Below are 11,836 nucleotides of genomic sequence, written 5' to 3'. Positions count from 1 at the left end.
ATAATTCAGTTGGAGAGAATGGTAGCGCGAAACCCGGCAATGTTTATCTTTGGTTGCAATAAACCAGAGCCACGCCCGAATTTACGTTTTTACCGGTTTGGCCTGATCCTTGCAAGTTGTTCATCAAACAACAGTAAAACACATGAAAACCTGTCTGGCAATTTTAATGATGCTTCTTCCCGGCTTTGCAATGGCTGATGTGGTGGATGATATTGCGGCGGCCCTGCGAAGCGGAAATGCACACAGCGTATCGGTTTACTTTGCCGATAAGGTGGATCTGAAAGTGCTGGAACAGGAAAATGTGTACAGCAAGGCGCAGGCAGAACTTATTTTAAAAGATTTCTTTGCCAAACACCCGGTAAAAGGCTTTACGGTTGTACACAAAAGCGGCCTTAAAAACGATTCGCAGTTTGCCATCGGCACACTCGAAACCGGTGCCGGCAAATACCGTGTACACTACCTGATAAAGCTTGCAGGCGGTAAAATGACGGTCACTCAGCTCCGCATCGAACCTTCTGATGGCTAATACAACCGGCTACCGGCCCGAAACACCCGACTTTTCGCTTATCAAGGAATTTATCGCCGCCGCCCTGCACGAAGATGTGCGCGGCGGCGATCATACTTCGCTTTCTACCATTCCTGAAGCCGCCCAAAACAGCGCCCGCCTGCTCGTAAAAGACAACGGTATTCTGGCCGGAATGGATGTGGCCGAACTGATTTTTGAACAGGTTGACAGCCGCCTTACCATGCACCGCCTGCTGGCTGATGGCTTGGAAGTGAAAAAAGGCGATATCGCTTTTACTGTTGACGGTCCGGCACGCTCCATTCTCACCGCCGAGCGACTGGTACTCAACACCATGCAACGCATGAGCGGCTGCGCTACCACCACCTGGCAACTGGCCCGGCTTGTAAGCGATTTGCCCGTGCGCCTGCTCGATACGCGCAAAACCACGCCCAATTTCCGCTACTTCGAAAAATGGGCCGTGCGCATTGGCGGCGGCCACAACCATCGTTTCGGGCTGTTCGACATGATTATGATAAAGGATAATCATGTGGACTATGCCGGCGGAATTACCAAAGCCATCCGGGCCGCGCAGCAATATCTCGCTGAAAAACAGCTTCCGCTGGCCATTGAGGTAGAAGTGCGCAATTTCAACGAACTCCGCGAAGCGCTCGATGCCGGCGGTATTCAGCGCATCATGCTCGATAATTTCGGCGTTGACGATTTGCGCCGGGGCGTGGAAATAGTGAACAAAGCCGTGGAAACAGAAGCCTCGGGCGGCATTACGGCTGATACGCTCCGTGCTTATGCCGAAACCGGCGTTGACTTTATTTCCGTAGGCGCACTCACACACAGCTACCGCAGCCTCGATTTAAGCCTAAAAGCCGAACGCAAATGATTCGCCCCATTGTGCGCAAACTCCGACGTACGGCAATCGCCAAAAGCATTCACCGCTTTGCCGAGCGCGTGAGCCTGCCCGGTTTCGACGGACTTTCGCTCTATGAGGTGTCTATGTTTTTTTTCAGCGGAATTAACCGCGGCGGACTTAAAACGCGTGCGGCTTCCATGGCCTACCATTTCTTTCTGGCCATTTTTCCATCCATCATTTTCCTTTTTACACTCATCCCCTACATCCCGATAGAAAATTTTCAGGACAGGCTTTTCGAACTCATCCAGCAACTGCTTCCCGAAAATTCATTCAAAGCCATGCACGACACCATCGAAGGCATTATCCACCGGCAAAACTCCGGCCTGCTTTCGTTTGGTTTTGTAGCCGCCCTCTACTTCTCTACAGGTGGCATGACGGCCATGATGGGCGCTTTTAATCGAAGCATTCACATCCGCCAGCGCCGCCCGGCATGGAAACAGCAACTTATTGCACTGGCGCTTGTGCTTATTTTAACCGGACTCATTGTAGCGGTAGTAAGCCTTATTGTGGGCAGTGAAATCCTGCTCAAAAAATTTGTTGCACAAGACACACTCATCCGCAACCTCATTATTTTCGGACGCTGGTTTATGATCGGTCTGTTTTTCATCGGCGTAATCGGCACTTACTACCGCTACGGCCCTTCACAGCGCATGCACAAGCATCTGGTAAGTCCCGGAACCATTTTAGCCACCGTGCTTATCATTACCACCTCCGTACTTTTTGGCTGGTTTATCGACAATTTCGGCCGCTACAATGCGCTTTATGGTTCCATCGGCTCCATTATTGTGTTTCTGCTGTTTATCTTCTATAATTCAATGATGCTGCTTGTAGGGTTTGAGCTTGATGCAGGAATTTCCGAAGCGCGTTTCAAACGTAAATCGCTGCTGGAAGTGGAAGAAGCCAAACATTTGCGCGAACAGGAAGAGGAAGATGGCGAAGAAGTGATGAAGCATTAACACTGACTTTATCTTAACTCTTCTTCATAAAAGAAAATGTGTTGTATCGTATCCAGATATCCTCTGCAATCTTCATTCATACTTTTTTCCAGAAAGTACCGGTATCCATCGTGCGTTCGATACCAGACTCCCTGATTATATCCGTTAGTTAACCGGCAGTTTTCACACCAATATACCGAGTCAAAAGCCTGTGCATTATAATTTTGAGATGACTGAATAAGGGCTGTAAACTGACGACAGGCGTGCTGTGAAAACTTGATATTGCACTTTACCGAATAATCAGTTATTCCACCCTGATATTCATCAATAAGCACGATATAATCAGGAGGCAGATTTATCTTACAGTTCTTCTCAATCCGCTCAGGCCCGGGCATTCGTCCATAATCGCCACAGGATTCAAAAATGAACAGCAGGGTGATGAAATAAATGAAAAATTTCATCCGGCCTCCTACTCACTCACAGGCACAAGCACATTCACCAGCGAATCAAAACCGGGGCGTGTGTATAAATTCAATAATTGATAACCCCATACGGGCGTGGTTTGGGTAGAATCCCAGTTCGGATCAATGCCGGTCACATAGAGCACCATATCACGCTGTCCGTTGCCAATATTAGCAAGGGTAAGTTTTCCCTGTGCATCGGTTACGTAGCGTGTATCGTAAAGGCTTGTATCGCGTCCGGGAAAGATAAATGTGCCGTTTTTGCGAAACACTACTGCATTCGGAATCGGAATGTTGTGGTGTTTTACAGCTATCTGCAACGTTACATCGCCCGGGGGCAATATGTCGGTTTCTTTCGCGCAGGAGCCCCACATAAGCAATGGTAATATGTAGCAGATGAGGCGCCGCATGGTTTATTGACCTTCTTTGAACTTCGGATCGGCAATAAACGTGTTATCGGTAAGTGTAGCGAGGAAAGCGAGCAGATCTGCCTTTTCCTGTGCGGTGAGCGGAATACCGGAAGGCCCGATAAGCGGATCGAGCGTAGGGCTGTTTACTACGCCCGAAGTGTAATGATCGAGACATTCCTGCAGTGTACTGAAACGGCCATCGTGCATGTAAGGGAAAGTGAGCGAAACGTTTCGCAGCGAGGGCGTTTTAAAGGTGTACATATCAGCCGGCAGGCCGGTAATGTGCGCGCGGCCGCTGTCGTTAAGTACGGGATCAATGGCGAGGCCGTTGTTGTGGAAACCATTGTCCATAAAGAGCGGCTCGGTATGGCAGGACGCACATTTGCTGCGGAATGTGGCCAGACCGGCAGTTTCCTGTGGCGTAAATGTAGCCGTGCCTGCGCGGTAACGATCGTATTTCGAATCGGCCGAAATCATAAGCCCCATAAACTGCACAATGGCCTGCGACATACGCTGGGTGGTGATGCTGTCGCTGCCAAAGGCTTCGGCAAACATGCTGCGGTACACGGGGCGCGCCTGCAGCTTTTGAAGCACGTTGGCAATGGTTTCGTCCATTTCAACCGGGTTGGTAATTGGCGCAATGGGCTGCGACTCGATGTGGTTGATACCGCCATCGTGCATAAATGTGGTATGCCAAACCAGGTTGAAAAGCCCCGGTGAATTGCGCGTACCCAGCAGTCCGTCGATACCATGACTGAAATCATGCTCAAAATGCGCGAAAGCGGCAAATTGCTGGTGGCAGCTACCGCAGGAAATTGAGTTATCGCGGGAGAGCGCCGGATCGTAAAACAATTTCCGGCCAAGTTCAAAGCGTGCTTTGGAAACCGGGTTGTTTGAGAAATCGTAAGCCGGCTGCGGAAATCCGGGCGGAACCACAAAGCGGATGTTATCATCCACCTCGGCAGCCAGTTGCGGATCTTTTGAGCAACTGTGCACAAAAACGGCCAGCAGCGGAAGTGAAACTGCTACAAAATGAAGCGGACGAATGCGTTTGAGCAATTGCATAGCGATTATTCTATTGCCGGTAAAGGCAAACTGAATTACTGAATGCTAAGTACTGAAAACATGCTGGAGTAATTGTTGGCAATAGCCACCGAGTTTGCACCGGGATTCATAATGTTATTTACGGTAGCAAAGTTAATGGTAGAGCTGCCGGCAAACCACCGGAGCGCATCACTCTTCATGTTAATCTGTGCGCCGGAAGTGCCCGTAACCACAGCCTGAGCGGCTCCAAATGTGGGTGTAGCCCAGCGCAAACCGCTGTTGGCGCCGGAAAAGCCGCCGATATGAAACACAATGTTATCGCCGGCAGCAGGTGAATTTGGTGCTTTACCTTCGAGCTTAGCCATAATGTAACCCGAGCTCCAGGTCCAGAACATACCGTTGGCCGGATCAAGTGCCCCGGTTTGCGATCCCGACACATTGCGCGCACTGTCCACACCAATCAAAAACGTCATGCTTACATACGTGCCTGTAGGTACGTTGGCAAGATCAAAAGTGTGTGAGGAAGCTACAGCCGCATCTACAAAATGGTAGCTGTTAGGCTCGGCCCATACGTTTCCGTTGTTGTCGGTGAGCTTGATGTTGCTGATATAATATTTGTACATGCGGATGGAAAAGGAATCACCGGCTGCATTCTGATAGCGCAGCGGCGAATTGCCAAGAATCATTGAATCGGCACCCACCATGTGCTTCATGCTGATGCGCACGGTATTGGGGCCCACCGGACTATTATTGTTGTTGTTATTATTATTGCCACCACCGTTGTTCGTGGTATTATCCGGATCGGGAACAGTATCTTTTTTACAGGCTGTGAAACCCACTGCTATTGAAAAGGCAAGTGCTAAAATAAACGGTGCTTTCATCTTTTTGATTTTTAGTAAGTTGTTGAGCATAGTAAAGATAAGCAAATCCTTAGTTGAAGATTCACTAACGGAAATTAATTCTGATCACAATCAGTTTTTGATTTTCCGGACATCCCCCATCGGTTGAACCTAAATTAACCGATATTTAGCAGATGTCTCAATCTGTACTTCTGCTCGTAAATCCGTTTTCGGGGAATAAAAAAGGAGCTCAAACAGCTGTATATGTGTCTGAAAAGCTTGCAAAGCAAGGCTATTCATGCCAAACATACACGAGCAGAACCATCAGCGAACTAAACCAGCTTATAAAATCAAAAGATTTAACCACCTATGCCTTTGTTGGCATCATTGGCGGCGATGGCAGCATGCATGAATTTATTAATGCCGCTTTAAATTTCCACCCGATTCTGCCGGTTCCGGTTGCATTATTTCCCTGCGGCACCGGCAATGCGTTTAATTTCGACATTGGCTGTGCCACAGTGGATGAAACACTGCGCTGCATTTTCGATCAAAGCATTTCCAGCATTGATCTGGCCGAGGTAAATTATACGAACAGAAAGCTGTGGTCATTCAATATACTTGGCTGCGGACTTGTAGCCGAAATCAATGCACTGGCTGAGAAAATGCGCTTTCTGGGCGGAAGCCGATATACTGTAGCCTCCGTAATTAAACTTTTTGCCAATCCGGTACAGCACTATAAAATCACCACCGACGGCGTTATACGTGAAGGCCGTTACTCCTTTATTCTGGCCTGCAACACCCGCTACACCGGTAAAGGCATGATGATGGCCCCAAAAGCCGTGCTGAACGATGGAAAATTTGATGTCATTCTTGTAAAAGCGTGTCCGTTCTGGAAACTGCTCCTGCTTTTTCCGAAAATTTTCAAAGGACAGCATATTGATGCCGATGTGCTGGAGTATGTGCAAGCCTCGTCGCTGGATGTAAAATCAATATCCGGAAACGGCTTCACCAATATCGACGGTGAAATTAAAGGTGAATTACCTTTTACATTTACCGTGAATACCGCAATGGTAAAATGTTTTGTGCGTACAGAAAAATAATGAGTAAGTATTAAAATGTGCCGTAGTTTGGTTAGTTCCAACGTTGTTTAAGCGAATGAAACCAAACCCTTGCCCCACGGTAATTTGCGCGAAGTGTAAATTGAACGCCCCTCGTTATGAAACACTAAACGACGTTCATAATCTTCCGTAAAGCCTTTGTAATAACTATTGTCTTTCAGGCTGCGGATAATGTACACATAATATTAGTTTTGGCGTAGCGGTTTGGGGGGGGGAGGCTTCAAAGCATAAACTTTAAAGTAACTGTTAGGAAAAATTGCAAAAAATGGTCTTTCCTGAAGGGGTTGTTTATGATCGTAAAATGTGGCGTCCCGAACTCCAAAAATAAATTCTGTAATCGCTGAAATCGCCGGTCTATCGGGCAATTTTCTTCTAAATGAAAAAGGACTGAACCTTTTTTATCAGGCCAGTCCTTTTGTGCGGTGAGGGAGGGATTCGAACCCTCGGTACGGTTACCCGTACGCATGTTTAGCAAACATGTCCTTTCGGCCTCTCAGGCACCTCACCGTTTAGGAGGTGCAAAGATAAAAAAGTTTTTTTGATAACTGCTAACGGAAAATGATATTTTCGAATGCGTTTTTTATTGCAAAAATCAGTTGGTAAAGGTTGTGGAAGTTATATTTGCAATCGAACCTGCAATTAAACTTCTGCATTCATACAAAACCTTCAAAAAATGCTGCTCATTCAGTCGAAAAAAATATTCACTCCGCTTTCCTTCCTGGCATTTGCAGCCTGTGCGGGGCTTACAGCCTGTGGCGATTCGCCGGAAGGGAAGTTTAAGGACGACAGTAAAAAGGACGACAATACCGCGCTGGCCGGTGTAACCTATATTCACCACGACCCTACCATGTGGCAGAAGGACTGGTCCACACAAAATACGGTGGTGTATCACTGGCGCGGCGAGCCGGACAACCTTCATCCCACAAACGGAAAATCAGGTGCGCGCCGTACTATTATTGATTATACCCAGCGGTTTCTCATTGGCACCGATCTTGAGCGGCTCGACCTGCGGCCTGATCTGATAAAACAACTCCCCTCAGCCTCGGCCGATGAGTTGCAATATACGTATGAATTGCGCGAAGAGCCGATCTGGGACAATGGCGAAAAGCTTACCGCTGAAGATGTGCTGTTTACGCTCAAAGCCTCGCTTTGCCAGTACACCAACAACGGCTTTGCCAAACCTTACTTTGAATATATCCGCGATATGCAAATAGATCCGGCCAACAACCGGAAATTTACCATTACCATGTCGCAGAAATACATTCAGAACGTAGCTGTATTCTCTGATATGGCAATTATGCAGCGCAGTTTTCACGATAAGGGAAACCTGTTTGCAAAATATTCCATTGCCGACCTGATCAGCCCTGATTTCAGCAAAACACCACATGCTGACCTCGAAGCCTGGGCGAAGGAATTCAACGACAATAAATACGGCCGCGATATCAACTTCCTCAACGGTCTTGGCCCCTATAAGGTAACTGTGTGGCAAGACAAGCAGATGATTGAACTTACCCGCAAGCCCAATCACTGGACCTCAAAACTTACATCGCCCACGATGTATGAACGTGCTTATCCCGAAAAAATCATTTTCCAGATTATTGCCGATGAAACGGCTGTAGGTCTTGCCTTCCAGAAGCAGGAAATTGATGCCTCATACTGGGTAAGCACTACCGGACTTGTTGAACTCCGCAAAAAAGACGATTTCAACCGCAACTACGCCTCTGAATTTATGCCCAATTACAACTATCAGTACCTGGGTATGAACATGAAGCCCAAATCGGTAAACCGCAAGCCGTACTTTGTAGATAAAAAGGTTCGTCAGGCCATGGCCAAACTGATTCCGGTTGAGAAAATCAACAACACGTTTTTTGAAGGTAAGGCCAACCGCATGACCACCATGGTATCTCCGCTGAAGAAAGAAGTGGTGAATAAAGAGCTTAAGCCGGTTGACCAGAACATTGAGGAGGCTAAAAAACTGCTCGATGAAGCCGGATGGAAAGATACCGACGGCGACAACATCCGTGATAAAATGGTGGATGGTCAGAAAGTGAAATTCTCTTTTGAACTCATGTACATGACCGGCAGTCCCATTTTTAACGATGTGGTAAAAATGATTGGTGATGATGTGCGTAAAGCCGGAGTAGAACTTAACCCACGTCCGCAGGAGTTTGCCCGTTTCTACGAACTCATGGAGCAACACGATTTTGATATGGCGCTTGCTGCCTGGAACGGGTCGTTTTACCGCGACGATTACAAGCAGATCTGGCACAGCGAATCATGGAACAACAAAGGCTCAAACTTTGTTGGTTTCGGTACACCGGAGTCAGACAAACTCATTGACCAGATCCGCTCCACCACCAACGACTCGGCGCGTATTGTGCTTGAGAAACGTCTTCAGGAAATAGTGTACGATGAGCAGCCTTATGTATTCCTGTTCTCGAACGTGGCCAAAGTGGTAATTCACCGCCGCTTCGACAACAACGATATGTATTACGAAAAGCCGGGCATCTGGCTGAGTAACCTCAAGCTGAATAACGGAAGCGGCACTGCTGCCACTACCGGCCAGTAATTCAAGCAGATGCTGAAGTACATTTTTCGACGCATTCTTGTCTTTATTCCCACGCTTTTCATCATATCGCTGCTTGCGTTTGTGATAAGCGTGAATGCACCCGGTGATCCGGTGAATGCGTTGTTCTCCGGCAGTGAAGGCGGAGGCAACAACAACAACGGACAGAACGAACGTGTAGAACGCGAGAAAGCCGCGCTCAGGCATCGCCTCGGTCTGGATCTGCCCTTGTTTTATGTCACTGTCAGCAGCCTTGCCTCGCCCGATACACTTTATAAAGTGTTCGACCGCGCGGAGTATGCCTCGCTCGACCGGCTGATAAACCGCTACGGCAACTGGAACGAGATTTCGGTCTGGTCGAAAAGTGTAAAGGCCCTGCGTAAAGCAGTGCGCGCCGTGCCATTGCCCGATACCTCCACAGTGAGCCTGACCGAGGCAGAAAATGCACTCACGCAACGCAATACCTGCGAAGAAATAATTGCCTCACTTCAGTTTTCCGACGATCCGGTGCAAATCAGTTCGCGGCTTGATGAGTTGAAAAAACTTACCGCCGGCGGCTTCTGGACCACCGCATTCCGAAACAGTCTTGGCGAATCGGCCACCGCTTTTGAACGTATGCGCGGCAACACCACCGTTTGGAAAACCTATGTGCCTACGCTCAATTTCTATGGCAACAACCAGTATCACCGCTGGATTTTTGGCGACGGGCACTGGCTCACCGGCAAAGGTGCTGTGGATACCGAAGGCATCATTCGCGGCGATTTTGGTATTTCCTATGGCACCAAACAATCTGTTACACGCACCATCAAACGTGCGGTGCCGTGGTCGGTGCTTATGACGCTGCTTTCGGTTATTCTTGCCTACCTCATCAGTATTCCGGTGGGCGTGTATGCTGCAGCGCATAAAGATTCACTGTTCGACCGGTTTTCATCGGTGTTGCTGTTTATGCTGTACTCCATGCCCTCCTTCTTTATGGGCACGTTGCTACTGCTGCTGTTTGCCAATCCCGAAATGTTTGATTTGTTTCCGGCCAACGGCGTAAAACCAGTAGAAGGCTATCCTGAAGGCGCCGGCTTTTTCGAAAAATTCCGCATCTCACTGCCCTATCTCATCCTCCCGCTTATTACTTATACCTATAGTTCACTGGCCTTCCTGAGCCGGCAAATGCGGGTATCAACGTTAGAAATTGTGCATCAGGATTTCATCCGTACCGCACGCGCCAAAGGACTTTCCGAACGCGCTGTAATCTGGAAACATGGTGTGCGCAATGCGCTGCTGCCTATTGTAACGGTATTTTCAAACATCTTCCCCGCTGCCATTGGCGGCTCAGTGGTACTTGAGGTGTTGTTTGGCATACCCGGCATGGGCCGCGAAATTTTTGACGCCATACGCACACAGGATTATCCAATGATTGTAAGCGTGTTTACACTTTCGGGCTTTATGACATTGGTAGGCTATCTGGTGGCTGATATTTTATACGCCGTGGTTGATCCGCGCATCACTTATTCATCAAAATAATGCTGCGCAGAAAGAAACCCGATACCTCCCCAACCGAGCAGGAATTCAATTTCCGCACACACGCGTGGCAGCAGTTTCGCAAAAACAAACCTGCGTTGTGGTCGCTGCGGGTTATGATTCTGCTGGTTGTGATTGCCCTGCTGGCCCCCGTGCTGGCCAACGAAAAACCGCTTTATATGAAATATGGCGGTGAAACGTTCTGGCCGGCCTTCACAAGCGCCAAAAACTATACGGTTACCGACCCGAAAACCGGCCAGACCAGTTCACTCGAACTGGAGCTGGCCGACTGGAAACGTATGGACATGGAGTCGGTGGTTTGGGCGCCCATTGTGTGGTCGCCGGGCCGTACAGACGAGGCCAACATGCGTTACGTAGGGCCGGGCGATCCGCAGCGTTTTATTGATGCCAAAGGCGATACGCTGTTTATGCCGGGCCGTTTCAAGCATTTTCTCGGCACCAACTCGCTGGGGGAAGATGTGGCCGCCGGACTGATTCACGGTGCACGGGTGTCGCTTACCATCGGACTTCTTTCGATGAGTATTGCGGCGCTGCTGGGGCTTTTGCTGGGTTCGCTGGCCGGCTACTTCGGCAACGAACGTTTGCGCACCACACGCGCACGCCTGTGGCTTACGGTGTTTGGCGTATTTCCGGCCTGGTTCTATGCGTTCAGTGTACGCAGTTTTGCCCTGCGCGATGCGCTCAACGAATCAGGCAGCAGCTTTCTGGTGCAGCTGGTGCTGAGCTTAGTGCTGTTTGCTGGTGTAATTATGGCCTTTAATTACCTGGGGAAATGGCTGGGACGTGGCGCATTCTTTGGCAAAATTGTGAATGTACCGGTTGATGCGTATATCTCACGCTTCATTGAAATACTTAACTCCACACCTACGCTCATACTCATTCTCTCGGTTTCGGCACTTGCCAAAGAACCTTCTATTATTTATGTGCTTGTCATTATTGGCCTCACTTCGTGGACAGGCATTGCACGTTTTACACGCGCCGAATTTTTGAAAATCCGCAACATGGATTATATCAAAGCCGCCGAAGCAATGGGATTTAAGGAAGGCCGTATCATGCTGCGTCATGCACTTATTAACGGTATGGCACCCTCGCTGGTGTCTATAGCGTTTGGCATTGCCTCGGCCATTATTGCCGAAAGCAGTTTATCTTTCCTCGGCATCGGCATTCCGCCCGATATTGTAACCTGGGGTAAAATGCTTTCACAAGGGCAGGCACATTATCAGTCGTGGTGGCTGGTGGTGTTTCCGGGCATTGCCATCTTTATTACAGTTACTGTGTATAATCTGATCGGCGATGGCTTGCGCGATGCGTTTGATCCGAAACTGAAGCGGTAGATATTTTTTTCTGCCTGCAGCGGTATATCGGGTTAAACAATTGAATCAAGCTCCACTTTTTCTTTACTGCGCTCAAAATTTCCCGATTATCAATCCAAACCCGCCGCTTATCCATCCGAACCAAATATCAGTGATAATTGTTTAACTTCGTGTTAAGTAACTG

General features: G+C 48.5%; 11 protein-coding genes and 1 tRNA gene. 7 read left to right on the top strand and 5 right to left on the bottom strand.

Annotated elements, in window-relative coordinates:
* Nucleotides 1-142: 142 nt before the first annotated feature.
* Genes IM638_17080 through IM638_17070 form a run of 3 tightly spaced genes read left to right on the top strand, consistent with a single transcriptional unit; the run spans nucleotide 143 to nucleotide 2,386 of the window.
* Nucleotides 143-526, top strand: a complete 384-nt coding sequence (locus IM638_17080) for a DUF4783 domain-containing protein (protein ID MCA6364751.1) — start codon at nucleotides 143-145, stop codon at nucleotides 524-526.
* Complete coding sequence (nadC, locus tag IM638_17075; GenBank protein MCA6364750.1) at nucleotides 519-1,400, top strand: carboxylating nicotinate-nucleotide diphosphorylase; 882 nt, start codon at nucleotides 519-521, stop codon at nucleotides 1,398-1,400. Before IM638_17080 ends, nadC begins: the two co-directional genes overlap by 8 nt.
* Nucleotides 1,397-2,386: a YihY/virulence factor BrkB family protein gene (locus IM638_17070; protein ID MCA6364749.1), complete on the top strand. Its 990-nt coding sequence runs from the start codon at nucleotides 1,397-1,399 to the stop codon at nucleotides 2,384-2,386. The genes nadC and IM638_17070 overlap by 4 nt, the downstream gene beginning before the upstream one ends.
* A gap of 448 nt (nucleotides 2,387-2,834) precedes the next feature.
* Here the strand turns inward: IM638_17070 and IM638_17065 are convergent, their stop codons facing one another.
* The 3 genes from IM638_17065 to IM638_17055 are packed head-to-tail and all read right to left on the bottom strand — an operon-like array spanning nucleotide 2,835 to nucleotide 5,161.
* Nucleotides 2,835-3,236, bottom strand: a complete 402-nt coding sequence (locus IM638_17065) for a hypothetical protein (protein MCA6364748.1) — start codon at nucleotides 3,234-3,236, stop codon at nucleotides 2,835-2,837.
* 3 nt (nucleotides 3,237-3,239) lie between these two features.
* On the bottom strand, nucleotides 3,240-4,283 hold the full coding sequence (locus IM638_17060) for a cytochrome-c peroxidase (protein ID MCA6364747.1): 1,044 nt from the start codon (nucleotides 4,281-4,283) through the stop codon (nucleotides 3,240-3,242).
* A gap of 53 nt (nucleotides 4,284-4,336) precedes the next feature.
* The gene (locus IM638_17055) at nucleotides 4,337-5,161 is read right to left on the bottom strand and encodes a hypothetical protein (protein ID MCA6364746.1); all 825 of its coding nucleotides are present in this window, start codon (nucleotides 5,159-5,161) and stop codon (nucleotides 4,337-4,339) included.
* Nucleotides 5,162-5,313: 152 nt separating this feature from the next.
* On the opposite strand from IM638_17055, the gene IM638_17050 reads away from it, so the two are divergent.
* Nucleotides 5,314-6,219, top strand: coding sequence for a hypothetical protein (locus IM638_17050; GenBank protein MCA6364745.1), 906 nt, complete (start codon nucleotides 5,314-5,316; stop codon nucleotides 6,217-6,219).
* Nucleotides 6,220-6,266: 47 nt separating this feature from the next.
* On the opposite strand, the gene IM638_17045 is transcribed toward IM638_17050, so the two are convergent.
* Together IM638_17045 and IM638_17040 are read right to left on the bottom strand one after the other, a co-directional pair.
* Nucleotides 6,267-6,416 (bottom strand): GIY-YIG nuclease family protein, encoded by a 150-nt coding sequence (locus IM638_17045; protein ID MCA6364744.1) that lies wholly within the window; start codon nucleotides 6,414-6,416, stop codon nucleotides 6,267-6,269.
* Nucleotides 6,417-6,657: 241 nt separating this feature from the next.
* A tRNA-Ser gene (locus IM638_17040) sits at nucleotides 6,658-6,744 on the bottom strand.
* A 166-nt stretch (nucleotides 6,745-6,910) separates the two neighbouring features.
* Here IM638_17040 and IM638_17035 point away from each other — a divergent pair.
* From IM638_17035 to IM638_17025, 3 genes are read left to right on the top strand one after another with little or no spacing between them, the layout of a single operon-like run.
* A complete protein-coding gene (locus IM638_17035) occupies nucleotides 6,911-8,806 on the top strand; it encodes a hypothetical protein (protein ID MCA6364743.1) in 1,896 nt (631 codons plus the stop codon).
* 9 nt (nucleotides 8,807-8,815) lie between these two features.
* Nucleotides 8,816-10,321, top strand: coding sequence for an ABC transporter permease (locus tag IM638_17030; GenBank protein ID MCA6364742.1), 1,506 nt, complete (start codon nucleotides 8,816-8,818; stop codon nucleotides 10,319-10,321).
* Nucleotides 10,321-11,673, top strand: a complete 1,353-nt coding sequence (locus IM638_17025) for an ABC transporter permease (protein ID MCA6364741.1) — start codon at nucleotides 10,321-10,323, stop codon at nucleotides 11,671-11,673. Before IM638_17030 ends, IM638_17025 begins: the two co-directional genes overlap by 1 nt.
* Nucleotides 11,674-11,836 lie beyond the last annotated feature (163 nt).

It is taken from the genome of Bacteroidota bacterium (assembly GCA_020402865.1).
Lineage (GTDB): Bacteria > Bacteroidota > Bacteroidia > Palsa-965 > Palsa-965.
Note: the sequence above shows the minus strand (reverse complement) of the source record. Positions and strands in the feature narration are given on the sequence as shown.